The following is a 25360-nucleotide window of genomic DNA, read 5'->3' as shown; positions in this document are numbered from 1 at the left end:
GGCCCGGACATTACCGGTGGGCAACACTTCTCCTGAAGATGCTCAAGGTATGGCGGCAGTCACGTGGACGCACGCCCGGGGCCGCCGTTCCACCCGGAAGGCACCCCTCCGACGGAGCACCGGCTCACCGTCGGCTCACCAAAGTTGAGCCGCTCGGACTCATAGCTGTTGACGCTTCCCGTCCCGTCGTGCATCCTTGAGCCTGTAAAGCTCAACTCTTCCGTGGAGGTATCTACGATGGCACGCGCGGTCGGCATCGACCTCGGTACGACGAACTCGGTCGTCAGCGTTCTGGAGGGTGGCGAGCCCACCGTCATCACGAACGCCGAGGGCGCTCGGACCACGCCGTCCGTCGTCGCCTTCGCCAAGAACGGCGAGGTGCTCGTCGGCGAGGTGGCCAAGCGCCAGGCGGTCACCAACGTGGACCGCACCATCCGCTCGGTCAAGCGCCACATGGGCACCAGCTGGAAGATCGGCCTGGACGGCAAGGACTTCAACCCCCAGCAGATCAGCGCCTTCGTGCTGCAGAAGCTGAAGCGGGACGCCGAGGCCTACCTGGGCGAGACCGTCACCGACGCCGTCATCACCGTCCCGGCGTACTTCTCGGACTCCGAGCGCCAGGCCACCAAGGAGGCCGGTGAGATCGCGGGCCTCAACGTCCTGCGCATCGTCAACGAGCCGACCGCGGCCGCCCTGGCCTACGGCCTGGACAAGGACGACCAGACCATCCTGGTCTTCGACCTCGGCGGCGGCACCTTCGACGTCTCGCTGCTGGAGATCGGCGACGGCGTCGTCGAGGTGAAGGCCACCAACGGTGACAACCACCTCGGCGGCGACGACTGGGACCAGAAGGTCGTCGACCACCTGGTGAAGGTCTTCCAGGCCGGCCACGGCGTCGACCTGTCCAAGGACAAGATGGCCCTGCAGCGTCTGCGCGAGGCCGCCGAGAAGGCCAAGATCGAGCTGTCCTCGTCCTCCGAGACCTCGATCAACCTGCCCTACATCACGGCCTCCGCCGAGGGCCCGCTGCACCTGGACGAGAAGCTCACCCGCGCCCAGTTCCAGCAGCTCACCTCGGACCTGCTGGAGCGCTGCAAGGTCCCGTTCCACAACGTCATCAAGGACGCGGGCATCGCCCTCTCCGAGATCGACCACGTCGTCCTCGTCGGCGGCTCGACCCGTATGCCGGCCGTCGCCGAGCTCGTCCGCGAGCTGACCGGCGGCAAGGACGCCAACAAGGGCGTCAACCCGGACGAGGTCGTCGCCATCGGCGCCGCGCTCCAGGCCGGTGTCCTCAAGGGCGAGGTCAAGGACGTCCTGCTGCTCGACGTCACCCCGCTGTCCCTCGGCATCGAGACCAAGGGCGGCATCATGACCAAGCTGATCGAGCGCAACACCACGATCCCGACCAAGCGCTCCGAGATCTTCACCACGGCCGAGGACAACCAGCCGTCCGTGCAGATCCAGGTCTACCAGGGCGAGCGCGAGATCGCCGCGTACAACAAGAAGCTCGGCATGTTCGAGCTGACCGGCCTGCCGCCGGCCCCGCGCGGCCTGCCCCAGATCGAGGTCACCTTCGACATCGACGCCAACGGCATCATGCACGTCGGCGCCAAGGACCTCGGCACCGGCAAGGAGCAGAAGATGACCGTCACCGGCGGCTCCGCGCTGCCGAAGGACGACATCGAGCGCATGATGCGCGAGGCCGAGCAGTACGCGGAGGAGGACCACAAGCGCCGCGAGGCCGTGGAGACCCGCAACCAGGCCGAGCAGCTCGTCTACTCGACCGAGAAGTTCATCGCCGACAACTCCGACAAGCTCCCGGCCGACGTCAAGACCGAGGTCGAGACCGCCATCGGCGAGCTCAAGGAGGCCCTGAAGGGCGAGGACATCGCGGCGATCCGCGAGGCCTCGGAGAAGGTCTCCACCACCGCCCAGAAGCTCGGCCAGGCGCTCTACGCCAACGCCGACGCCGCCGGTGCCGCCGGTGCGGGTGCGGCCGGTGACGCCGGTGCCAAGGACGACGACGTCGTCGACGCCGAGATCGTGGACGACGAGAAGCCCAAGGGCAGTGCCGCATGACGGAGAAGCCGCAGGGTGCCAAGCCCGGCGACGACTCCGCCGCCGAGGAGGCCGCTGTCGACGGCGCTCGGGGCAAGGCGGCCGAGGAGGCCGCCGCGACCGGTGCCGAGGGCGCCGGCTCGGACGACCTCGCCTCGGCCAAGCGCGAGCTGGCCGAGCGCACGGCCGACCTCCAGCGCCTCCAGGCCGAGTACCAGAACTACCGCAAGCGGGTCGAGCGCGACCGGCTGACGGTCCGCGAGATCGCCGTCTCCAACATCCTGGAGTCGCTGATCCCGGTGCTGGACGACATCGGCCGGGCCCGTGAGCACGGCGAGGTGACGGGCGGCTTCAAGTCCGTGGCCGAGTCGCTGGAGACGGTCGTCGCCAAGCTGGGCCTCCAGCAGTTCGGCAAGGAGGGCGAGCCCTTCGACCCGACCATGCACGAGGCGCTGATGCACAGCTACTCGTCGGAGGTCACCGAGGACACCTGCGTCCAGATCCTCCAGCCCGGTTACCGGATCGGCGAGCGGATCATCCGCCCGGCGATGGTCGCGGTCGCGGAGCCCCAGCCGGGCACCCAGACCACGGCCGCCCCGGACGCCGACGCCGCCAAGGGCGGGGAGAAGAAGGACCAGGCCGACGGTGGCTCGGACAGCTGACCAGCGGTGACAGCTGACAACCCTCGCGCTGCGGAGTCGTACGCCGGCCAGTACGGCGGCCGGCTCCGCAGCGCGCTGTCGACGTGCCCCGGCACCAGTGGCCGGGTCCCACCCGTTGACAGCACTGTGACGATGGACCTCGGGAGGTGGCGCCGGCCATGAGCGGCAAGGACTACGTGGAGAAGGACTACTACAAGGTCCTCGGTGTGCCCAAGGACGCCAACGCCACAGAGATCAAGAAGACCTACCGCAAGCTGGCGCGCGAGTTCCACCCCGACGCCAACAAGGGCGACGCCAAGGCCGAGGAGCGGTTCAAGGACATCTCCGAGGCGTACGACGTCCTCTCCGACGAGAAGCGCCGCAAGGAGTACGACGAGGCCCGCAGCCTCTTCGCCAACGGCGGCTTCCGGGCCGGCGGCCCCGGTGGCCCCGGCAGCTACAGCTTCGACTTCGGCGACCTGTTCAGCGGCAGCCAGGGCGGCGGCCAGGGCGGCGGCGGGCTCGGCGACGTCTTCGGCGGGCTGTTCAACCGCGGCGGCCGGCAGGCCCAGCCGCGACGCGGCACCGATGTCGAGACCGAGGTGACGCTCTCCTTCGAGGAGGCCGTCGACGGCGCCACCGTCCCGCTGCGGATGACCAGCCAGGCCCCCTGCCGCCTCTGCAACGGCACCGGCGCCAAGTCCGGCACCACCCCGCGGGTCTGCCCGACCTGTGTCGGCTCCGGCACCGTCAGCCGCGGCCAGGGCGCCTTCGCGCTCTCCGAGCCCTGCCGGGACTGCCGCGGCCGAGGCATGATCGTCGACGACCCGTGCCCCGACTGCCACGGCAGCGGCCGGGCCAGCTCCGCCCGCACCATGCAGGTCCGGATCCCGGCCGGCGTCCAGGACGCCCAGCGGATCCGGCTCAAGGGCAAGGGCGCCCAGGGCGAGCGCGGCGGCCAGCCCGGCGACCTCTACGTCACCGTGCACGTCGACCCGCACCCCGTCTTCGGCCGCAAGGGCGACAACCTGACCGTGACCGTCCCGGTCAGCTTCCCCGAGGCCGCCCTCGGCGGCACCATCGAGGTGCCGACCCTGAACGGCCCGTCGGTGAAGCTCAAGCTGCCCCCGGGCAGCGCGAACGGCCTGACCCTGCGGGCCCGTGGCAAGGGCGCCACCCGCAAGGACGGCACCCGCGGCGACCTCCTCGTCACCGTGGAGGTCGTGGTGCCCCAGAACGTCACCGGCGACGCGCTGGCCGCCCTGGAGCAGTACCGCGAGGCGACCGCCTCCGACGACCCACGAGCCGCCCTCTTCAGAGCGGCGAAGGGAGCGTGACGACCAGATGATCCCCGACGAACCCATCGGCCCCGGTCTCGGCGACGGTCTGCCCGGTGGCGGCGCCCGCCGCGCCCCCCGCCGGACCGCGCCGCAGCCCCAGTACGTGCTCACCGAGGAGACCCCGGTCTACGTGATCTCGGTGGCCGCCGAGCTCTCCGGGCTGCACCCGCAGACCCTCCGTCAGTACGACCGGCTCGGCCTGGTCTGCCCGGACCGCACCGCCGGCCGTGGGCGCCGCTACTCCGCGCGCGACATCCAGCAGTTGCGCGAGGTCCAGCGGCTCTCCCAGGACGAGGGCATCAACCTGGCGGGCATCAAGCGGATCATCGAGCTGGAGAACCAGGTCGCCGCCCTCCAGGCCCGCGTCTCCGAGCTGGTCGACTCCCTGGAGGGCGCCGCCACCGCCCTCCAGCAGCGCGAGGCCACCATCCACGCCTCGTACCGCCGCGACCTCGTCCCGTACCAGCCGCCCACCCCCCACTCCAGCGCCCTCGTGGTCTGGCGCCCCAAGCGCTGAGCCCCGCCGGATCTCGCCGCCGGATCCCCGGCCCCGCGCTCTGTACGCCGCTGTCGGCACCCCGTCCATCGAGGGGTGCCGACAGCTGCGCGTCATGCGTAGAGTGCTCACCGGTGAACTCGCGCCCGACTGCGGCCATCGAACAAGGATCCTGACGAGCGCCCTGTCACAGGGGGTCGTCGCCGTCGGGCCGGGACGGTTGAAAGGTCGCAGATGAACGCTACGAGTGGGACGGAGCCTGGGGGAGCGTCCACGAGCATCCTCTCCGAGGAGGCGCGCACGCTCTACCTCCGAGCGGTGGCGAACGGGGGCCGGCTGGCCTCGACCGATCCCAGCATCGCCGTGCCCCGCGCCGAACTCCTCGAGTTCGGCCTGCTGATTCCCGACGTCGACGACCCGTCGACGATGACGGTCGCCGATCCCTCCCGGATAGCCGGACGCCTGGTCGGCCAGTGGCAGGAACAGGCCCTGCATCTCCTGATGAGGTCCTCGGCCGCTCCGAAGGCGTTCCAGGACCTCTCGCACGCCTATGGCTCGATGAACCACAGAACCGAGCCCGGCGGTCCCATCGAATACGCGCTCGGCGTTCCGGAAATCAACCAGCAGATCGAATCCCTGGTGGAGAACGCGGCAAAGGAAGTGCTCACCGCACAACCCGGCGGAAGCCGCCCGCTGGCCATCATTCAGCGAATTGTGGAACGCGACATCGCGTTGTTGCACAGGGGCGTCCAGCGGCGGACCATTTACCAACCGAGCGCCCGTTATGCGGCTCCCACCCGGCAATACGTCGAGCGGATCACCGAGCACGGCGCCGAGGTCAGGACGCTCGCCGAACCCTTCAAACGCCTCATCATCGTCGACCGCGAGGTCGCGGTGATCCCGGCGCAGGACGACAACGCGAAAGCGGCCATAGTCCGGGACCCCGCGGTGATCAGCTACCTGATCGACTCGTTCGAGGGCCTGTGGATACGCTCGATACCCTTCCCCGGGGCGACCGAGGTGCCCCAGGAGGTCATCTCACGCCTGCGCACGAAGATCCTCCGCATGATGATCCAGGGCGTGGGGCACCGCGTGATCGCCCGGAGCCTCGGCATCAGCGAGCGGACGCTCGCCCGGCACATCGCGGAGTTCCGCGAGGAGTACGACTCCGAGACGCTCTTCCAGCTGGGCTGGCGGATGGCTCAGCACCCACCGCACCTCATCGCGGCGGACGACGCGTCATTCCCGGGGCTGGAGGGCGGCGATCCGGTTCACCAGCCCCAGTCCTGAATGGGCTGCGGCGCGGCCGGCACGACGGCGGCCGTCGTGTTCGGGGCCGGGGCGCTCCAACCCCAGTCGTTGGCCATGGCCTGCGAGGTCGCGACGGCACCGCCCTCGCGGTGCTGCGTCTGCCAGCCCCAGTCCTCGGGAGAAGACACCATCGGGACCGCAGCAGTGATCGCGACCACCGCCAAGGCACGGATCAGGATGCGCGGTGCACGACGCATGTCACGACTCCTTGTCATGTATCTGCTATAACCGACCATGTCCATGAGTGGACCCGTACGGTCCGGTGGTGCGGCGAAGCGTGTGGGAGATGCGCAAGACATCAAAGCCTGCGCAGCCCTGCCTGTGCAAACATTTGTCCACTCCTGGGACTGTCATCCTGATGCCAGGCAGAAATATGACACTCCCTGCCGAAACCCATGGCGTGAACCTGCCCGCCAGAGGTGGTCACGGTGTCATCTGTCTGCCAGACACGGAGATGACACCCTTCACACGTGGACTGTCGCCCGCCTCACCCGAGACGATCAGTGCACACCCCATCAACCATGCGCCGGGCAGCACCAGCGTTCCGCACCGCGGCCGGACCACGGGCCCTATCGCACCGCCGTCAGCTTCAGTCGTGCGAGGCCCTCCTCCAACACCACATCGTCCAGGGGGACTTGAAAAATTCTCCTGGTCGGTCATTCCCCCGGAGTCGACAATGACCGAGCCCTACCTGCGTCACCACGACAGCCAGGCCCATGAGGGTCGGCGTGCACGAGTCTTCCTGGCCGCGCCGCTGATGCGGTTGACCGGGCCGGCCGACAGTGTGGTGACGCTCGCCAGCCGGACGCGGCTGACGACCCTGCGCACCACCCTCCTCCGTAGTGGCGCCGCCGTGTACAGCGCCCACCACAGCGACGCCTGGACCGTCGCCGGGCGCGCCCCCGAGCCCCGGGTGCCCTCGGACTTCCGCGCGCTGCAGTCCGCCGACCTGGTCTTCGCCTACGTGGGCGCGCCGCTCTCCGCCGGCGTCAGCCTGGAGCTGGGCTGGGCGTCGGCGCTGCGCAAGCCGATCGTCCTGCTCGTCGACGAGGCCATCACCCACAACCCGCTGATCGCCACCATCGAGCAGGTCGCCCCCGTCCTGCCGCTGGTCTTCGACGACACCTGGTCCCAGGAGGCGCTCCACCACACCGTGGAGACCGCCCTCGACTGGGCCGGTATGGCGCTCTCCCTGCGCGAGGGCTTCTGGACCGCCCCCGGCGAGCAGTTCACCGTCCCCCGTCAGCAGCCCCCGGCCGTCGGTCCGGCCGGCTACTGGCCCACCGGCGCGGCCACCGGCTGACCGCGGTTCAGGCACCGGGTTCCCCCGCCCGGGCCCCCGCGGGGTCGACGCGCCCAACCGGCCTGTGCTCCCGCCCGGTCCAACCGGCCGGGAGCACAGGCCGGTTGACGTTTCCGCCGACCGCCGGCGCCGCGCGGTCGGCGGTCGGCGACCGGCCGGGTCAGCCGTCACCGCGGTCGGCGGTCGGCAACCGGCGGGGTCAGCCGTCACCGCGGTCGCCCCGCATCATCCAGCCGAGCTGAAAGAGGGTCTGGGCGCCGTAGCGGTCGCGCAGGCGGGAGATGTGCGCGGCGACGGTGCGTTCGCTCAGGCCCAGGCGGGTGGCGACGGCGCGCTGGGTGAGGCCGCGGGCGAGGAGCCGGCCGACGCGTTCGGGAGCGCTGTGCGCGGGGCCCTGGCGGAGGGCGGCGGACCAGTCGGTGGCGTCGGCGCGGGACCAGTCGCGTTCGAAGGCGTTGACGATGAAGGCGATCCCGGCCGGGTCGGAGATGAACGCGGCGGTGCTGTGGTCGTCGGTGGCGGAGATGACGGCGACCGAGCGGTCGAAGATCATCAGCCGCTGGATGGGCTCGTCCAGGATCCGGATCAGCGAGCCGCGCCGGGTGACCTCCTCGGCGTAGGCGAGGGCGGCGGGTTCGGACATCGCGACGGGCTGGTAGATGGTGCGCAGCGAGCAGCCCCGCTGGAGGAGCTGGACGTCCTGCTGGATCGCGATCTTGAGGGCGTCGGCGGGCCGGGCGCCGGGCTGGGCGGTGAGGACCTCGGTGCGGCAGTCGGACACCAGCTGGGAGATCCGCTGCCGGATGTGGATGTGGCCCTCGATGTAGACGGCGCCGCCGGAGCGCTCGGGCGGGCGGGGCATCGCGTCGTAGGCGCGGGTGAGGGCGTCCAGGGTGCCGGGGAGGTTCTCGGCGCGGACCAGCAGGCGGGTGGCCTCGCTGCGGAGCTCCGCGCCGAGGCGGTCGCTGACCGAGCGGGGGCTGACGGCGGTGTAGCAGGCGTCTATCGGGTTGGTCATCAGCAGGCCGATGGCGACCAGTCGGCGGACGGCGTCCCGGTCGGTTTCGGGGACGTCGGCGACCCGGATGCGGCCACCGTCGGCGAGGATCGCGAGGTAGAGGCGGCGGGCGGCCTCGTCGGGTGCGCCGGCGGTCGTTCCAGCGCCGATCGCGCCGGCGCCGCCGGGGGCCCCGCCCGGGGCGGCCGTCGGATCCGCCGCCGCTTCGAACGTCACGTCGAACGCTCCCTGCCGGATGTCTCTCGGGTGTGTGGTGCTCCTCGCGCGCGCCGCGCGCGGTGGCGGCGGTGCTCACCGTACTAGGGCGACCGACGGTCCCCCGGACCTCGGGTGCCGTCGCACGCGGGTCCGGGGGGCCGCCGGTGTACGCCACGGTCCCGGCACTTCCGGCGAGGCGGAGCAGCAACGCCTCGCCGGCTCCGGTCCCGGGAGCCATCACCACACATGGGTCCCGGCCGGCGCTCTTCCCCCCGATATGCAGGCACGTGCGGACGTGCCGGACGCATCCAGCAATGAAGAGCAAGTCACCGTCATCGGGCTGCGATGGCCCGGACGACCTGGCGTGACTCCCACCCTCACAGTGTGACGGCCGGTGAACAAGTGCCGCCCTGCTGCATGTTCTCGCAATTGCAGGAACCTGCACGGGTGCGCCGGGCCGCACCCGTGCGGACCGCTTCCGGTTCCTGCGAAAGCCCAGGTCAGCGAGGTGGAGTGACGGGCCGCCGACCGCCCGGCCGGTCGGCGGCGGACGCGCGGACTCCGGAAGCGGGGCGCGCCCCAGGTCCTCAGCGCCGTCCGGTACGGCGGGCCGGGCGCGCGGCGCTCCTCAGCGGGCCAGCAGCCGCCCGCCGGCCAGCGCGGCGACCGTACCGCCCGCCGCGATCGCCCAGCCCGCCAGCAGCAGCCCGAACAGGCCGACGGCGAGCCCGGTGAACCCGGCGAACCCGGTGTGCCGGGCGAGCGCGGCCGCCCCGGTGACGCAGGTGCCGACCGGGAAGGTGAACGCCCACCAGGTCATCGCGAACGACATCCCGGCCCGCCGGGCCCGCAGGTTGGCGGCCAGGGCGAGCAGCAGCCAGAGCATCGCGACACCGAGCACGGCCACGCCGTACAGCTCGGCGAGGGCGCGCGTCGCGGGGGCGAGCTCGGGCAGGACCGGGCCGGCGGCGTCGGCGAGCTGGTGGACGGCGGTGGTGGACTGGCCGAGCGGGCCGAGCACCAGGAACAGCGTGGGGGTGAGCGCCAGGGTGGGCAGCTTGCTGTGCGCCAGGCCGGTGAGCACCACCGGCAGCAGCGCCAGGGTGGCCAGCAGCCCGATCCCGAACAGCGTCGCGCAGCCGTACAGCAGGGCCTCCCGGGCGGCGCCGGCCGGCAGGTGCGGGACGAGCGCCGGGCCGGCGGCGGAGGCGACCAGCGGGGCGACCACGGGCAGCAGCCAGGTCGGGTTGGCCGCGAGCGGGGACACCTCGTGCCGGGTGATCATCAGGTAGGGGATGCCGACCGCGACGGCCAGCGCGTACACCGTGCCCGCCGTCCAGAGCACGAGGTCGATCGCGACGGCCGGGCCGGTGCCGATGGCCCGGGAGCCGACGGTCAGGGTGCCGAGGCCCACCGCGAGCAGCGCCATCGGCGGACAGCCGTAGAAGACGGCGGTGGCCGGGTTCTCCAGCAGGTGCTCGCGGGCGGCCTCGCGGTACCGGGTGAGGTGGACCACCCGAGCGGCGCCCAGCACCAGCAGACCGGCCAGCCCGAGCGCCCACATCAGCTCGGCGAAGCCGAGCAGGCCGGGCCATCTGACCGGAAGGGCGACCGCGCCGTTGGCCACGATCGCCGTCCCCATGACCACCGCGTACCAGTTCGGGCTGAGCTGGGCGAGGTCGAGGCGGCGGACGCGGGTGGACGGGCGGGGGACGGTGCTGAGCAGGGTGGCCATGACACCCACCGTCCCCCGGGGCGGCGGCGGCCGGTAGCGCCGCCCGCTCTATGAGGGCATAGCCTGAACCTATGGCCCTCTCTCCGCGCGTCCCCGAGCTCGGTGCGCTGGAGCTGCTGCTCGCGGTGGCCCGGCTCGGCAGTGTCGGCCGGGCCGCCGCCGAACTCGGGGTGAGCCAGCCGACCGCGAGCGCCCGGATCAAGGGCATGGAGCGGCAGATCGGCGTACCGCTGCTGGAGCGCTCGCCGCGCGGCTCCCGGCCCACCGAGGCCGGCCGGCTGGTGGTCGAGTGGGCCCGGCAGGTGGTGGAGGCGGCCCAGGCGCTGGACGCCGGGATCGACGCGCTGCGCGAGCGCCGGGACGCCCGGCTGACCGTGGTGGCCAGCCTGACCGTCGCCGAGTACCTGATGCCGGGCTGGCTGCTGGCGCTGCACGCGACCAGTCCGGGGACGGCGGTGACGCTGCGCACCGCGAACTCGGCGGACGTGGCCGGTCACGTGCTGGCCCAGGAGGCCGACCTCGGCTTCGTCGAGGGGCCGCTGCCGCCCGCCGGACTGTCGGGGGCGGTGGTGGCGGCGGACCGGCTGGTGGTCGTGGTGGCGCCGGACCACCCGTGGGCGCGGCGCCGCTCGCCGCTCTCCGGGAAGGAGCTGGCGGGCACCCCGCTGGTGCTGCGCGAGCCGGGGTCGGGGACCAGGGAGGTGCTGGAGATGGCGCTGGCGCCGTACGGGGGAGCCGCGGCGCCACGGCTGGAGCTGGCCTCCTCGACGGCGCTGAAGGCGGCGGCGATGACCGGCGCCGGGCCGGTCTGCCTGAGCGAGCTGGCGGTGGTCGAGGAGTTGGCGACCCGGCGGCTGGTGGCGGTCGAGCTGGCGGCGGAGCTGGATCTGCGGCGGCCGCTGCGGGCGGTCTGGCCGTCGGGGCAGCGGCCGACCGGGCCGGCCCGGGAGCTGCTGGCGCTGACCCGGCGGACGGCCGGGACCCACCAGGCGCGGATGGCCCAGGCCCGGACCCTCCCGCCGAGGACGGCCCGGCAGCCCACCGGGGCCTCCGGCGCGGGCGGTTCCGGGGCGTCCTCGCGGACCGAACGGCCCGTCCTGCGGGCCCGCCCCGATCGTTCACGCAAAAGTTGAGCGGAATAGACTCAACTTAGTGCATGCTGTAGAGAGCAGACATCAGCTCGACGAGGGAGGACCCCCCAGCAGTGGACGCCAGCAAGTTCACCACCAAGACGCAGGACGCCCTGTCCGCCGCGATCCGGCAGGCCGGGGCCTCCGGCAACCCGGACGTCAAGCCGGTGCACATCCTGATCGCCCTGCTGGAGCAGCCCGAGGGCATCGCCAGGCCGCTGCTGGAGGCGGTCGGCGCGGACGCGTCCCGGATCGACACCGAGGCCCGCCAGCAGCTGACCGGACTGCCCAGCGCCTCGGGCTCCACCGTGGCCGCGCCGCAGCTGGCCCGCGACACCATGGCCGTGCTGACCGAGGCCGGCAAGCGCGCCGACGACCTCGACGACCAGTACGTCTCCACCGAGCACCTGCTGGTCGGCCTGGCCGCCGAGGGCGGCGCGGTCGCCGAGCTGCTGGCCCGCCGGGGTGCCACCGCCAAGGCGCTGCTCGCCGCGTTCAAGGACGTCCGCGGCAGCGCCCGGGTCACCTCGCCGGACCCGGAGGGCACCTACAAGGCCCTGGAGAAGTACGGCACCGACCTCACCCAGGCCGCCCGGGACGGCAAGCTCGACCCGGTGATCGGCCGGGACCAGGAGATCCGCCGGGTGGTCCAGGTGCTGTCCCGCCGGACCAAGAACAACCCGGTGCTGATCGGCGAGCCCGGCGTCGGCAAGACCGCCGTCGTCGAGGGCCTGGCCCAGCGCATCGTGGCCGGCGACGTGCCGGAGTCGCTGCGCGGCAAGCGCCTGGTCGCGCTGGACCTCTCCGCGATGGTGGCCGGCGCCAAGTACCGCGGCGAGTTCGAGGAGCGGCTGAAGGCCGTCCTGAACGACATCAAGCAGAGCGACGGCCAGGTCGTCACCTTCATCGACGAGCTGCACACCATGGTCGGCGCGGGCGCCGGCGGCGACTCCGCGATGGACGCCGGAAACATGCTCAAGCCGATGCTGGCCCGCGGCGAGCTGCGGATGGTCGGCGCCACCACGCTGGACGAGTACCGCGAGCGGATCGAGAAGGACCCGGCCCTGGAGCGCCGCTTCCAGCAGGTGCTGGTCGGCGAGCCCAGCGTCGAGGACTCGATCGCCATCCTGCGCGGCCTCAAGGGCCGGTACGAGGCGCACCACAAGGTGCAGATCTCGGACGCCGCGCTGGTCGCCGCGGCCACCCTGTCGAACCGGTACATCACCTCGCGCTTCCTGCCCGACAAGGCGATCGACCTGGTCGACGAGGCGGCCTCCCGGCTGCGGATGGAGATCGACTCCTCCCCGGTCGAGATCGACGAACTCCAGCGCTCCGTCGACCGGTTGCGGATGGAGGAGCTGGCCCTGGAGAAGGAGTCGGACGCGGCCTCGGTCGACCGGCTGGCCAAGCTCCGTCGCGATCTCGCCGACAAGAACGAGCAGTTGAGCGTACTGACGGCCCGGTGGGAGCAGGAGAAGAAGAGCCTGAACCGGGTCGGCGAGCTCAAGGAGAAGCTGGACGATCTGCACGGCGCGCTCGAACGCGCCCAGCGGGACGGCGACTTCGAGCGCGCGTCCAAGCTGATGTACGCCGAGATCCCGGCCGCCGAGAAGGAGCTCGCCGACGCCCAGGAGCGCGCCGCCACTGCGAATGACGGGCCTGGGTCCGCCTCCGCCTCGATGGTCAAGGAGGAGGTCGGCCCGGACGACGTGGCCGATGTGGTGGCCTCCTGGACGGGCATCCCGGCCGGTCGGCTGATGGAGGGCGAGAGCGCCAAACTCCTGCGCATGGAGGAGGAGTTGGGCCGCCGCCTGATCGGTCAGCCGGAGGCCGTGCAGGCCGTCTCGGATGCCGTGCGGCGCACCCGCTCGGGCATCGCCGACCCGGACCGCCCGACCGGCTCGTTCCTCTTCCTCGGCCCCACCGGCGTCGGCAAGACCGAACTCGCCAAGGCCCTGGCCGACTTCCTCTTCGACGACGAGCGGGCGATGGTCCGCATCGACATGAGCGAGTACGGCGAGAAGCACTCGGTCTCCCGCCTGGTCGGCGCCCCGCCCGGCTACATCGGCTACGAGGAGGGCGGCCAGCTCACCGAGGCGGTCCGCCGCCGCCCGTACAGCGTGGTGCTGCTGGACGAGGTGGAGAAGGCCCACCCCGAGGTCTTCGACGTGCTGCTCCAGGTGCTCGACGACGGCCGGCTCACCGACGGCCAGGGCCACACGGTGGACTTCCGCAACGCGATCCTGATCCTCACCTCCAACCTGGGCAGCCACGCGTTCAGTGAACCGAGCCTGGTCGACCCGACCACCCCGGAGGAGCGGAAGAAGGACCTCGTGCTGGAGTCGGTGCGGGCCGCCTTCAAGCCGGAGTTCCTCAACCGGCTGGACGACATGGTGGTCTTCGAGCCGCTCGGCACCGCCGAGCTGAGCCGGATCGTCGACCTCCAGGTGGCCCGGCTCGGCGACCGCCTGCGCGACCGCCGGCTCACCCTGGAGGTCTCCGCGGCCGCCCGGGACTGGCTGGCGCTCACCGGCTACGACCCGGCGTACGGCGCCCGGCCGCTGCGCCGGCTGGTGCAGTCGGCGATCGGCGACCAGCTCGCCCGGGCGATCCTGGCGGGCGGGGTGCACGACGGCGACACCGTACTGGTCGAGCGGGACGAGGCGGGCGACCGCCTCACCGTCCGCGCCCGCGGCCCGCTGGAGAAGTGACCGCCGACGCCTGCCCTGGTACCGGCCGGACCGCCCCCCGGTACCGGTCGGCGCCGGCCCCCGCACACCCCCCGCACACCCCCTGACCAGCCCCGGCGCACCTCCCGACCGGTGCCGGTGCGCCCCCGGTCCACCCGGGGGCGCACGTTGATCCGGCCATGCCGCACCGGCTTGTCGGCACCTCTGTGAGGCGGGCCCCGGATGAGGCAGGATGGAGTCGGAAGGGCGGCCTCTCATTGCCGACCACCACGTGCACTGAGGAAGAGGACCCCATGAGCATCGACCCGTCGTCCATCCCGTCCTTCGGCGCGCCGCAGGGCGGCCAGCCCGGCGGTCAGGGCGGCCGGCCGGCCGGCCCGCCGCCGATCATCGTCCCGGACCAGGCCCTGGTGGGCCAGCTGCTCGACCAGATGCAGCTCAAGCACGTGGTGGACGAGGAGGGCGACCTCACCGCCCCCTGGGAGGGCTTCCGCGTCTACTACATGTTCCGCGGCGAGCAGAAGGAGCTCTTCGCGGTGCGGGCGTTCTACGACCGCGCGTACCCGCTGGAGAAGAAGGGCGAGATCCTCGACCTGATCGACGAGTGGAACCGCGAGACCCTGTGGCCCAAGGTGTACACCCACACCCACGAGGACGGCGTGGTCCGGCTGATCGGTGAGGCCCAGATGATCGTCGGCACCGGCGTCAACCTGGACTACTTCGTCACCACCACGGCCAACTGGACCCAGGCCGCGGTCGGCTTCGAGCAGTGGATGGTCGAGCGCCTGGGCCTGCAGGACGAGATCGAGGGCGAGGACGGCGAGGGCAAGCCGTCCGACGGCCCGGACGAGAGCTGACACCGGGGACTCCCCGCCCGGCCCGCCACCGACAAACCCGGTGGCGGGCCTTCCTTGTCCCCGGCCGCCCCCAGGCCCGAGGATGGGGCCCGACCACCGCCGACGAGGTCGAGGAGCCGTGATGGGTGCGAGGCCGCTGCTGAACCGCCGCTTGGACGGGCACGGCACGACGATCTTCGCGGAGATGTCCGCGCTGGCCACCGCCACCGGCTCGATCAACCTCGGCCAGGGCTTCCCGGACACCGACGGGCCCGAGGAGGTCCGCGAGGCCGCCGTCCGCGCACTGCGCGACGGCCGCGGCAACCAGTACCCGCCCGGCCCCGGCGTCCCCGAGTTGCGCACCGCGATCGCCGAGCACCAGCAGCGCTTCTACGGCCTCACCTACGACCCCGACACCGAGATCCTGGTCACCGCCGGCGCCACCGAGGCCATCGCCGCCGCGCTGCTCGCCCTCCTCGAACCCGGCGACGAGGTCATCGCCTTCGAGCCCTTCTACGACTCCTACGCCGCCTGCATCGCCATGGCCGGCGCCACCCGCGTCCCGCTCACCCTCCGCGCACCGTCCTTCCGCCCGGACCTGGACGAGCTGCGCGCCCTGATCACCCCGCGCACCCGGCTGCTGCTGATCAACACCCCGCACAACCCCACCGGCCTGGTCCTCGACCCCACCGAACTGGCCGCCATCGCCGACCTCGCCATCGAGCACGACCTCCTGGTGGTCACCGACGAGGTCTACGAACACCTGGTCTTCGACGGCGCCCACCACCCGATCGCCGCCCTGCCCGGCATGCGCGAGCGCACCGTCTCCATCTCCTCCGCCGGCAAGACCTTCTCCTTCACCGGCTGGAAGGTCGGCTGGGTGACCGGCGCCCCCGAACTGGTCACCGCCGTCCGCACCGCCAAGCAGTACCTCACCTACGTCAGCGCCGGCCCCTTCCAGTACGCCGTCGCCGAGGCACTCCGTCTCCCCGACAGCTACTTCGACGGATTCCGGGCCGATCTGCTGCACAAGCGCGACCTGCTCACAGACGGCCTCGCCGCCGCCGGCTTCCGGGTCTTCCGCCCCGCGGGGACCTACTTCATCACCACCGACATCACCCCGCTGGGCGAGAAGGACGGCATCGAGTTCTGCCGAAGCCTCCCCGAGCGCTGCGGCGTCGTCGCCATCCCCAACGCCGTCTTCTACGACAACGCCGACGCCGGCCAGAGCCTCGTGCGGTTCACGTTCTGCAAGCGGGATGACGTTCTCGGTGAGGCCGTATCGCGGCTCCAGCAGCTCTGACCGCTCCGGCCGAGACGCATCGCTTACCACCGCTACCCGGCAGCGGCGGTAAGCGCGCCGGGCCTGGCACCCAGCCTGGCCTTGGCTGCATTCAGCGCTGCTCGGGCTCCGGCCGCACCGGTGCGGGTGGCGGCCTCGCCCGTACCGACCGCGATGGTCCGGGCCGGGAGACCCGCGCACGGGCGGCAGATGCCCGGCTGGGGCACCGGGTCGTGGCACTTGGCGCACTCGGCGTACCGGGCCGCTGCTGGGCGCACAGGGGTCGGTACGGGTGGCATCTTGCGCTCCAGGCGGTTGCGGAGCACCGCGACCGCCGAGTGCACCGGGCTGGGCAAACCGGGCAGCAGGGCCAGGGCGAGGTCTGCGGAGGTACACCCGCGCTCCAGCCACTGGGCGACCAGCGGGGCGAGCGCCTGCGCCTCGGCCTCGCCGAGGCGCAGGCGAGGTTCGGGGCGGATTACCCGGAACAGCGTGGCGACCGCCTCGCGGACCTGTTCGTCCGCTGCGACCGGAGCCTCCTGGTCGATGGGGTGGCCCTCCTCCCGCCCTTCGGGCTGCTCGGCAGGGTGGGAGGGTTCTTGGTACCGGTTCTTTACAAGAGGGACGCCAGCACAGCCGGTGCTCGCCTCACCGGGGACCGGACGGGTGGTACCCGGCACCGCCAACTGCGGGGTGTCGTAGACGTGGGTCTCGGTGCGGATGGTGCCGTCGGGCATGCGAATCTTCTCGACCCGGTAGTACCCGGCCTCGGTCAGCTCCTTCAGGGCCTTGCGGATCGCCCCACGCCCCTGCGGGCTGGTGTCGGCCATGTGCCGGCCGTCCTCGCGCCAGCCATCGGGCCGGGAGAGGAGGTCCGCGAGCAGTCCGCGGGCGGTGAAGGACAGCCGTCGATCCTGCAGCAGGCTGTTGGGCAGCACGGTGAAGTTGCGCATGTGGGCGCTACGATGGACTCGCATCGGGAGTTACTGCTCCTGGTGCCGGACCCCGGGGTGTTAGCTGCACCGCCGGGGTCTCCTATTTTCGGTTTGGCGACGGAACGTACCACAACGACCAGACACACAAGCCGCGTTGACATCAGCGGTCTTGATCAGGTCCAAGGTCTGTCGTTTTTCGACGGATCCGTGTGCGGTTGCCGTCGTGGGTTGCGCGTGGATGTCGGGTGACCGAGCTCCCGCCACTCTGACACTCAACGGGCGGCAAGGAGTTCTCCGCGATCTTCTTCCTGCTGAGGGCTGGCCCGGTGACGGCGATCTGTAGGTCGGGGGTCTTTCGTCACGTGCGAATAAATGTACGAAAACGGAGCGGCCCGGGTGACCGGCGCGCCGACCTGCTCGCGGACGGCCTCGCCGCGGGCGGCTTCCGGGTCTTCCGGCCCGTGGGGACCTCCATCACCCTGCTGGGTGAGGAGGACGGCATCGAGTTCTGCCGCGACCTGCCCCGGCGCTGCGGCGTCGTGGCGATCCCCGACGCCGTCTTCTACGACAACGCCGAGGCCGGCCAGAGCCTCGTGCGGTTCACGTTCTGCAAGCGGGTGGATGTCCTGGAGGAGGCCGTCGAGCGGCTGGCTCGGCTCTCCCGGCCCTGACCCATCGGCCGGACCTCTCGTACGTCCTGACGATTCGTCAACTCTCCTGGTGAGGGCTGCTTTTGCTGCCCACCGGGCAATCCTTCGTGCCTGTACGGCAGGGCCCCGGCGGGTGCCGGTTGCCGTGCGCCCGGCGCGTTGGGGGTGGGGGCGCACGCGTCGTGAAAACGGCGTGCGACCCGCGCGAACGGCGCGCGTACCGGGGCGAGGGGCGCGCGCGGTGCATAGTCGCACACCGGGTCGATCAGAGCAGGGAAGCCGATGTGCTCGAAACGGTGAATGCTTGACAAAGTTGGGTAAATCACCGACGGACCCGGCGTATTCGTGCTTCTCTGCTGCTGAATCTCCAGCCGGAATCCTTCCTTCCACGGTCGGCCGCGCCCTGGACCGCACAGCCACGAACAGCCCCGCCTTTTCCCGGGCCCACTCGCTGCTGCTCGGAGGGCGCGCACGGAGCTGAAACGCGGAGCCGAGCATGCTCACCACTTTGCAGACCTCCTACACGGACACCCGCGCGGGTGACCTGGCCTGGTGCCTGGGCGGCGAACCGCTGCCCGCCCTCGCGGTCCGCGACCTGAGACTCGATGGCCCCGGCCACCCCGGCCCGCCCGGCACCCTCCAGCTGCGCCTGCTGGGCGCCTCCCACCAGGTGGTGATCGCCGCCGGGCCGGGCCACTGCCTGGAGACGGTGGCCTGCCTACCCGGCCGTCGAACGCCGCTGCCGGCCCGGGTGGCCAAGCAGGTCGACGGCTGGGAGTACGAGTTCGCGGCCCGGATCGAGGCGCTCCCGCCGCACGACTTCGCCGCCCGCGCGCAGGAGCTGCTGGCCCTGGTCGAGGGCCACCCGCGCGGCCTGGCCGGCGTCTTCCCCGGCGACCCCAGCGCCTTCACCGCGCTGGTCACCCAGGGCGGCGTGGACCGCCTGCTCTGGCGCACCTGGCACGCCTATCCACAGGAGGGACGGCTGGTCTGCACCCGGTCCTCACTGGTGGTCTCCCGATGACCGACCCCGCCGAGCCGCCCATAGCCCCGCCCGCCGACCTTCATTCGTACGCAGGAACGATTCGTCAACCTGCCATAACGCCCTGTCCGTCGAATGGGCGCAGCCGTCCGTCCCGAACGTCGCCTAGCGTTTGTTCGTGATCAATCATCCGGCCGGTCCGCCCCCCGTAAAGCCGGGACTCGACCTCGACGACGGCAGCCCACCCCGGCCCGGGCGGAGCCTGAGCCCCCTGCCGACCCGCCGTCGCTGCCGGCTGCGCGCCCGCCCCCGGCTCGCCCGGCTGGTGGTGCTGCTGGCCGCGTTCGTCTGCGCGGCCTGCGGACTCGTCTACGAGCTGGAACTCGTGGCCCTCGGCGACTATCTGCTCGGGGACTCGGTCACCCAAACCTCGCTCGTGCTCTCCGTCATGGTGTTCGCGATGGGCCTCGGATCCCTGCTCGCCAAGCGCTTCACCCGCCGGCCCGCCACCGCCTTCGCCCTGGTCGAGTGCGCCCTCGCGCTCACCGGCGGCCTGTCCGTGCTGGTGCTCTACTCCTGTTGGGCCTGGATCGGCCGCTACCAGGCCGCGATGGTCGGGCTGACCTGCCTCATCGGGGTCCTCATCGGCGCCGAGATCCCGCTGCTGATGACGCTCGTCCAGCGGATCCGCCGCGAGGACGCCGGACGCGCCGTCGCCGACCTCTTCGCCGCCGACTACGTGGGCGCGCTGATCGGCGGCCTCGCCTTCCCGTTCCTCATCCTGCCCCTCCTCGGCCCCGGCAGCGGCGCGCTGGTCACCGGCGCCGTCAACGCCGTCGCCGGGGCCTCCGTGGTGCTCTGGCTCTTCCGCGAGGAACCGGCCCCGCGGGTGCGGGTGCTGCTCTGGGGCGGCTGCGCGCTCGTCCTCGCCCTGCTCGCCGCGGCCGCCGCCTGGTCCGGCGCGGTCGAGCGGGCCGCCCGGCAGGCCCTGTACGGCGGACAGATCCGCTCCGTCAGCCAGAGCCGGGACCAGGAGATCGTGCTCACCGGCCCGGCCGAGGGCCCGCTCCGGCTCTACGTCGACGGCCGGCTCGCGGTCTGCGGACCGGACGCGTACCGGGGCGACGAGGCGCTCGTCCACCCCGCGATGGCGGCCGGACCGGACGGGCGGGTGCTGCTGCTCGGCGGCGGGGACGGGCTCGCGCTGCGGGAGGTGCTGCGGCACAGCGGCGTCCGCTCGGTGCTGGTGGTCGACCCGGACCCGGCGCTCCCCCGGCTCGCCCGCACCGACCCCGGCCTCGCCGCGCTCTCCGGACACTCCCTGGACGACCCCCGGGTGCGCACCGCCGAGGCCGATCCGCTGGACTGGCTGCGCGGCGTCCGGCCCTCCCCCGGCCAGTCCTTCGACGTCGTCCTCGCCGACCTGCCCGCCCCCGCCGACGGCGGGCCGGTGAAGTTCCACTCCCAGGAGTTCTACGGCCTCACCACCCGGCTGCTCGCCCCCGGCGGACGGCTGGCCGTGCGCGGCGGCGACGAGCAGCACGGGCGGCAGGGCCTGTGGCAGGTGGAGTCGGGCCTGCGGGCCGCCGGGCTGCGGACCGTCCCGTACGCGATCGCGGGCAGCGCGACGGCCAGCTGCCGCCCGGGGCCGGAGGGCAGCCAGAGCTTCCTGCTCGCCGCGGCCGCCCAGCCGCCGCTCACCCTCGCCCCGGACGCCCCGCCGCCCCGCGCCCTCAGCGCGGACGCGCTGCGCGCCTCCGCCGCCCGGCTCACCGCGCTCCGGCCGCTCCGACCGCCTGCCGCGCTCACCCTGCTCGGCCCGCACTGACTCCCCGGCCCGCACCGACTCCCCGACCGGCACCGACTCACCGGCCCGCTCGACCCCGGCCCTCCCCGGGAAAGAGCGGGCGACGACGCCGGAACGTGGGGCGCGGCGGCAGGTAGGGGACAGGGCGGGGCCCGGGGCGGGTTCGGTCGGTAGGCTCCGTGGCATGGAGCATGAGGTTGTCGTCCCGATGCCGGCCGGGCAGGTCCGGCAGGCCCTGCAGGATCCGGCGCTGCTGGCGCGTTCCGTGCCGGGGCTCAGCACCGAACCGGCCGCCGTCGGCAGTGGTCCGGCGGAGGAGATCGGTGGACGGCTGAAGGTGCGGATCGGCACCTCCACCATCACCTACAAGGGCGTGCTCTCGCTGATCGAGGGCCGCGAGGGCGTGCTGACCGCGTTCGCCGAGGGCCAGGAGGCGCGCGGCGGCGGCGAGGCCACCGCCACCGTCCGGATCAGCGTCGCCGACGGCGCCGAGGAGGGCACCGCGGTGGTGCGCTTCACCGGCGACCTGAGCGCCACCGGGCGGCTCACCGAGTTCGACGGCGAGACGCTCACCGCCGCCGGGCATCGGCTGCTGGAACGCTTCGCCACCGCCCTGACCTCCCCGGACGGCGCCGCGGCGGCCGACCCGGACAACGGGGCGGACTCCGAGGCCGGTGTCGGGACCGACGCCGACTCCGACACCGATTCCGAGGCCCTGACGGAGACCGCCCCGGACGGCACCGACGCGGACGACGTCGAGGACACCGAGGACACCGAGGACACCGCCACGGTGGTGTTCCTGGAGAACCGCCACGAGGACCGCCACGACGGCCTCGACGAGGACCGCGAGGACGAGCCCGGCGACGACCTCGACGACGACCTCTCCGACCTCATCGCCTTCTCCGACGCCGACGCCGAGCGCTTCGGCCTCCCGCTCGGCGACCCGGACGACGCCGACGACGTCGACGAGCCCGCCGCCGGCGCGGCCGGGGCCGACACGCCCGCCGCCGGGACCGGGCACGAGGTCTCCGCCGAACTCCCCGCCGAGCCGCCGTTCGGCTACGAGCCGGAGCCGGTGCTCGGCGGCCCGGTCCGCCGCAGCATCGTCGGCCGCTCCGCCGAGGAGGTCGACCACGCCCCGCCGCGCGGCCCGTATGCCCCCGCCCTGCCGGCCCGCAGCGCCCGGGCCCGGGCGGCCTCCCGCTGGGGCGGCGACGCCGGCGGGATCGTGGTGCCGGGCGTCGGCGGCCGCAACGCCGTCCCGTGGATGATCGGCGGCGGGGTGGCCCTGCTGGGCGGCACCGTCGTGCTGGTCAGGGCGCTGCGCCGCCGTCACTGACCAGCCCATGCTCTGACCAGGGCCAGGGCCTAGACTGAACGCTCATGAGCAACGACCGCGACGCCCTGCTGGCACAGATCAAGGACAAGGCCGTCGTCCACGGCAAGGTCACCCTCTCCTCCGGCAAGGAGGCCGACTACTACGTCGACCTCCGCCGGATCACGCTGGACGGCCAGGCCGCTCCGCTGGTCGGCCGGGTGATGCTGGACGCCACCGCGCACCTGGAGTACGACGCCGTCGGCGGTCTGACCCTGGGTGCCGACCCGGTCGCCGCCGCGATGCTGCACGCCGCCGCCGCGCGCGGCCGTGAGCTGGACGCCTTCGTGGTCCGCAAGGCCGGCAAGGCGCACGGCCTGCAGCGCCGGATCGAGGGCCCGGAGGTCAAGGGCCGCCGGGTGCTGGCCGTCGAGGACACCTCCACCACCGGCGGCTCGGTGCTGACCGCCGTCGAGGCGCTGCGCGAGGCGGGCGCCGAGGTGGTCGGCGTCGCGGTGATCGTCGAGCGCGGCGGCGCCGCCGCGGTCGAGGCCGAGGGCCTGCCGTACGTCACCGCGTACAACCTGGAGGACCTGGGCCTCTGAGCCCGGCCCCTCCCCGCACGACCGAACGGCCGGGGCCGGTGCTGTTTCACGTGAAACAGCACCGGCCCCGGCCGTTACTTCGAGCGGAAGGCCAGTCGCGGAAGGCTCAGCCGCGCCGGTGCCGGCCGCCGCCGGCCTGGACGGACTCGTTCTCGGCCTCGACGTCCCCGCCGGCCTTCTTCTTCCGGCGCTCCCGCACCACCTCGACCAGCATCGGCGAGATGGAGAGCAGCACGATCAGCAGCACGGCCGGGATCAGGTACTTGTCGATCACCGGGGCGAGCGCGTCGCCGAAGAAGTAGCCGATCAGCAGCATCGACTCGGTCCACAGGACGCCGCCGACCACGTTCCAGAGGAAGAAGGTCTTGGCCGGCATCTCCAGGGTGCCCGCGACCGGGTTCAGGAAGGTCCGGACGATCGGCATGAAGCGGGCGAGCACGACGGCCTTGCCGGGGCCGAAGCGGTTGAAGTACTCCTCGGCCTTCAGCACGTACTCGCGCTTGAAGATCTTCGACTCGGGCTTGTCGAACATCCGCGGTCCGACCTTCACCCCGATCTGGTGACCGAGCTGGGCGCCGGCGATCGCCGCGATCGGGGCCCCGATCAGCAGGGTCGCGATCGGCAGCCGGCTGCCCTCGCCGAGGACCGAGGAGGCGGCGCTGGAGGAGGCCACACCCGCGATGATGAGCAGTGAGTCGCCCGGGAAGAAGAACCCGACCAGCAGGCCGGTCTCGGCGAAGATGATCGCGATCAGCCCGATCGCACCGAGGGACGAGATCAGTGATTTGGCGTCGAGCAGATTGACGGCCAGCTGGTTGTAGTCCACGGCCGCAGGATAGCGGGCCCGTCCTCGCCCGGGCCTCGCCCCCGGGGGCGAGTGCCGCTCATCCTTTCGTCGCACAGCACCGCCACAGCGCCGCCTCCCCCGGCGGGCACCGCGGGAGGCCGTCCCGACAGGCGGGCCGCATGGTGGAGGCGGTGGGCATTCTGGGAGGATGGCACCGGCGACCGGCCCGCGGTGGCGAACACCCTCATCGCCGTACCGCGGCCGCTGCCTCGAACCTCGGTACCGGTCAAGCCGCACCGCAGAGCCGCGCACCGGCCCCGGTACCTCGGAGTCGTCAAAAGGCGTACACAGCGTCGGACAGCACCGTCCGTGCGCCGCACACCCGACAGGAGCGGATTCGCATGCCCATCGCAACTCCCGAGATCTACAACGAGATGCTGGACCGGGCCAAGGCGGGCAAGTTCGCCTACCCGGCGATCAACGTGACCTCCTCGCAGACCCTGCACGCCGCGCTGCGCGGCTTCGCCGAGGCCGAGAGCGACGGCATCATCCAGATCTCGACCGGCGGCGCGGAGTTCCTGGGCGGCCAGTACAGCAAGGACATGGTGACCGGCGCGGTCGCCCTCGCCGAGTTCGCGCACATCGTCGCCGCCAAGTACGACATCACCGTCGCGCTGCACACCGACCACTGCCCGAAGGACAAGCTGGACGGCTACGTCCGCCCGCTGCTGGCGGTCTCCGCCGAGCGCGTGGCCCAGGGCCGGAACCCGCTCTTCCAGTCGCACATGTGGGACGGCTCCGCCGAGACCCTGAGCGACAACCTGGCCATCGCCCAGGAGCTGCTCGCCGTGGCCGCCGCCGCCAAGATCATCCTTGAGGTCGAGATCACCCCGACCGGTGGCGAGGAGGACGGCGTCACCCACGAGATCAACGACGAGCTGTACACCACCGTCAACGACGCCGTCCGCACCGCCGAGGCCCTCGGCCTGGGCGAGCAGGGCCGCTACCTGCTGGCCGCCTCCTTCGGCAACGTGCACGGCGTCTACAAGCCGGGCAACGTCGTGCTGAAGCCGGAGCTGCTCCGCGAGCTCCAGGACGCGATCGGCAAGCAGTACGGCAAGACCGACCCCTTCGACTTCGTCTTCCACGGCGGCTCGGGCTCGACCACCGAGGAGATCGCCATCGCGCTGGAGAACGGCGTCGTGAAGATGAACCTGGACACCGACACCCAGTACGCCTTCACCCGCCCGGTCGCGGCGCACATGTTCCAGAACTTCGACGGTGTGCTGAAGGTCGACGGCGAGGTCGGCCGCAAGAACACCTACGACCCGCGGACCTGGGGCAAGCTCGCCGAGGGCGGCATGGCCACCCGCGTCACCGAGGCCGCCGTGCAGCTGCGCTCGGCCGGCAACCGCCTGAAGTAAGGCCCCCGCTCCCGGCAGGGTCCGGTGTCCGTGCCCCCCGGTGGTTCACTGGGGGGCATGAGCATTCACGAGAACCTCCTCGGGGGTCCGCCCCCGACGCACCTGCCCGCCGAGCCCGCTCCGCTGGAGCTGCTGGCCGGCGGCGCCTCCCCGGCCGAGGTCGCGGCGAAGTTCCCGACCTCCTCCTTGGCCTGGGCGCAGCTCGCCGACGACGCCTACGCGGCCGGCCGGGTCGTGGAGTCCTACGCCTACGCCCGCACCGGCTACCACCGCGGGCTGGACGCGCTGCGGCGCAGCGGCTGGAAGGGCCACGGCCCGGTGCCGTGGGAGCACGAGCCGAACCGCGGCTTCCTGCGGGCGCTGCACGGGCTCGGCCGGGCCGCCGCCGCGATCGAGGAGAAGGAGGAGGCGGAGCGCTGCGCGCAGTTCCTGCGGGACAGCTCGCCGACCGCCGCCGCCACCCTGGGCTGACCTCCGGTCCCGGTGACCGGACCACCCGCGAACCGCCGCCCCCGGTGCCCGGAAGGGTACCGGGGGCGGTTTTTGTCCGTTCCGTGCATACCCGGTATGTGGACAGTCACCGGTCCGCCGTGCCAGGGTGGGCTCGCCAGGGGGGCGCGCACGTCAGTTCGAGATTTCGCGACCCCACGGGTCGACAGAAAGCCCCAGCGTGCCCGAAGCCAGTCCCGCCCGCCGTTCCCGCGCCGCCGCACGTCCCGGGCCACGCCCAGCACGCCGCGCCGGAGGCGGACCTGGCGGCCGGCCCGGCGGCCGGGCGGTCCCGGGACGTTCACCGCCTATGTGGTGACGGCGG

General features: G+C 72.4%; 20 protein-coding genes and 2 pseudogenes. 17 read left to right on the top strand and 5 right to left on the bottom strand.

What is annotated here, in order from left to right; all coding sequences use genetic code 11:
* The first annotated feature begins 237 nt into the window (after positions 1-237).
* From dnaK to ACFP3U_RS24495, 5 genes are all read left to right on the top strand, one after another.
* Positions 238-2082 carry a molecular chaperone DnaK gene (gene dnaK / locus ACFP3U_RS24515; protein WP_380227801.1) on the top strand — a complete coding sequence of 615 codons (1845 nt, stop codon included), beginning with the start codon at positions 238-240 and terminating at the stop codon, positions 2080-2082.
* Positions 2079-2723: a nucleotide exchange factor GrpE gene (gene grpE, locus ACFP3U_RS24510; RefSeq protein WP_380227800.1), complete on the top strand. Its 645-nt coding sequence runs from the start codon at positions 2079-2081 to the stop codon at positions 2721-2723. The genes dnaK and grpE overlap by 4 nt, the downstream gene beginning before the upstream one ends.
* A gap of 158 nt (positions 2724-2881) precedes the next feature.
* Positions 2882-4039: a molecular chaperone DnaJ gene (dnaJ, locus tag ACFP3U_RS24505; RefSeq protein WP_380227799.1), complete on the top strand. Its 1158-nt coding sequence runs from the start codon at positions 2882-2884 to the stop codon at positions 4037-4039.
* Between the two features lie 7 nt (positions 4040-4046).
* Positions 4047-4559, top strand: a complete 513-nt coding sequence (locus ACFP3U_RS24500; protein WP_380227798.1) for a heat shock protein transcriptional repressor HspR — start codon at positions 4047-4049, stop codon at positions 4557-4559.
* A 297-nt stretch (positions 4560-4856) separates the two neighbouring features.
* Entirely contained in the window at positions 4857-5828 is a 972-nt protein-coding gene (locus ACFP3U_RS24495) for a hypothetical protein (RefSeq protein WP_380227797.1), read from the top strand.
* On the opposite strand, the gene ACFP3U_RS24490 is transcribed toward ACFP3U_RS24495, so the two are convergent.
* A complete protein-coding gene (locus tag ACFP3U_RS24490) occupies positions 5810-6046 on the bottom strand; it encodes a hypothetical protein (RefSeq protein ID WP_380227796.1) in 237 nt (78 codons plus the stop codon). The two genes, ACFP3U_RS24495 and ACFP3U_RS24490, sit on opposite strands and share 19 nt — an antisense overlap.
* Positions 6047-6525: 479 nt before the next feature.
* Between ACFP3U_RS24490 and ACFP3U_RS24485 the strand changes: the two genes are divergently transcribed.
* The gene (locus ACFP3U_RS24485) at positions 6526-7152 is read left to right on the top strand and encodes a hypothetical protein (RefSeq protein ID WP_051769160.1); all 627 of its coding nucleotides are present in this window, start codon (positions 6526-6528) and stop codon (positions 7150-7152) included.
* Positions 7153-7351: 199 nt separating this feature from the next.
* Here the strand turns inward: ACFP3U_RS24485 and ACFP3U_RS24480 are convergent, their stop codons facing one another.
* Entirely contained in the window at positions 7352-8386 is a 1035-nt protein-coding gene (locus ACFP3U_RS24480) for a LuxR C-terminal-related transcriptional regulator (protein WP_380227795.1), read from the bottom strand.
* A 610-nt stretch (positions 8387-8996) separates the two neighbouring features.
* Entirely contained in the window at positions 8997-10103 is a 1107-nt protein-coding gene (locus ACFP3U_RS24475) for a TDT family transporter (protein WP_380227794.1), read from the bottom strand.
* A 71-nt stretch (positions 10104-10174) separates the two neighbouring features.
* Here ACFP3U_RS24475 and ACFP3U_RS24470 point away from each other — a divergent pair.
* The 4 genes and pseudogenes from ACFP3U_RS24470 to ACFP3U_RS24455 all read left to right on the top strand — a co-directional run.
* A pseudogene (locus tag ACFP3U_RS24470) lies at positions 10175-11071 on the top strand (LysR family transcriptional regulator); the annotation flags it as partial.
* Positions 11072-11307: 236 nt separating this feature from the next.
* Positions 11308-13944 carry an ATP-dependent chaperone ClpB gene (clpB, locus tag ACFP3U_RS24465; protein WP_380227793.1) on the top strand — a complete coding sequence of 879 codons (2637 nt, stop codon included), beginning with the start codon at positions 11308-11310 and terminating at the stop codon, positions 13942-13944.
* Between the two features lie 272 nt (positions 13945-14216).
* Positions 14217-14780: a type III secretion system chaperone family protein gene (locus ACFP3U_RS24460; protein ID WP_380227792.1), complete on the top strand. Its 564-nt coding sequence runs from the start codon at positions 14217-14219 to the stop codon at positions 14778-14780.
* A gap of 121 nt (positions 14781-14901) precedes the next feature.
* On the top strand, positions 14902-16062 hold the full coding sequence (locus ACFP3U_RS24455; protein ID WP_380227791.1) for a pyridoxal phosphate-dependent aminotransferase: 1161 nt from the start codon (positions 14902-14904) through the stop codon (positions 16060-16062).
* A 32-nt stretch (positions 16063-16094) separates the two neighbouring features.
* Here ACFP3U_RS24455 and ACFP3U_RS24450 read toward each other — a convergent pair whose 3' ends face one another.
* Complete coding sequence (locus ACFP3U_RS24450; RefSeq protein ID WP_380227790.1) at positions 16095-17018, bottom strand: hypothetical protein; 924 nt, start codon at positions 17016-17018, stop codon at positions 16095-16097.
* Positions 17019-17377: 359 nt separating this feature from the next.
* Between ACFP3U_RS24450 and ACFP3U_RS24445 the strand changes: the two are divergent.
* The 5 genes and pseudogenes from ACFP3U_RS24445 to pyrE form a co-directional block, all read left to right on the top strand.
* A pseudogene (locus ACFP3U_RS24445) lies at positions 17378-17647 on the top strand (aminotransferase); the annotation flags it as partial.
* Positions 17648-18122: 475 nt separating this feature from the next.
* Complete coding sequence (locus ACFP3U_RS24440; protein ID WP_380227789.1) at positions 18123-18650, top strand: DUF2617 family protein; 528 nt, start codon at positions 18123-18125, stop codon at positions 18648-18650.
* A gap of 136 nt (positions 18651-18786) precedes the next feature.
* Positions 18787-20436 carry a polyamine aminopropyltransferase gene (locus ACFP3U_RS24435; protein ID WP_380227788.1) on the top strand — a complete coding sequence of 550 codons (1650 nt, stop codon included), beginning with the start codon at positions 18787-18789 and terminating at the stop codon, positions 20434-20436.
* Between the two features lie 163 nt (positions 20437-20599).
* Positions 20600-21754 carry an SRPBCC family protein gene (locus ACFP3U_RS24430; protein ID WP_380227787.1) on the top strand — a complete coding sequence of 385 codons (1155 nt, stop codon included), beginning with the start codon at positions 20600-20602 and terminating at the stop codon, positions 21752-21754.
* A gap of 44 nt (positions 21755-21798) precedes the next feature.
* Positions 21799-22335 carry an orotate phosphoribosyltransferase gene (pyrE, locus tag ACFP3U_RS24425; RefSeq protein ID WP_380227786.1) on the top strand — a complete coding sequence of 179 codons (537 nt, stop codon included), beginning with the start codon at positions 21799-21801 and terminating at the stop codon, positions 22333-22335.
* Positions 22336-22441: 106 nt separating this feature from the next.
* On the opposite strand, the gene ACFP3U_RS24420 is transcribed toward pyrE, so the two are convergent.
* The gene (locus ACFP3U_RS24420) at positions 22442-23161 is read right to left on the bottom strand and encodes a DedA family protein (protein WP_380227785.1); all 720 of its coding nucleotides are present in this window, start codon (positions 23159-23161) and stop codon (positions 22442-22444) included.
* A gap of 362 nt (positions 23162-23523) precedes the next feature.
* On the opposite strand from ACFP3U_RS24420, the gene fbaA reads away from it, so the two are divergent.
* Together fbaA and ACFP3U_RS24410 are read left to right on the top strand one after the other, a co-directional pair.
* Positions 23524-24546: a class II fructose-bisphosphate aldolase gene (gene fbaA, locus ACFP3U_RS24415; protein WP_380227784.1), complete on the top strand. Its 1023-nt coding sequence runs from the start codon at positions 23524-23526 to the stop codon at positions 24544-24546.
* A gap of 57 nt (positions 24547-24603) precedes the next feature.
* Positions 24604-25017 (top strand): DUF3151 domain-containing protein, encoded by a 414-nt coding sequence (locus tag ACFP3U_RS24410; protein WP_380227783.1) that lies wholly within the window; start codon positions 24604-24606, stop codon positions 25015-25017.
* Positions 25018-25360 lie beyond the last annotated feature (343 nt).

This window comes from Kitasatospora misakiensis, assembly GCF_042656005.1.
GTDB classification, from domain to species: domain Bacteria; phylum Actinomycetota; class Actinomycetes; order Streptomycetales; family Streptomycetaceae; genus Kitasatospora; species Kitasatospora misakiensis.
The sequence above is the reverse complement of the archived record's forward strand: the minus strand, read 5'-3'. Positions and strand labels throughout refer to the sequence as shown.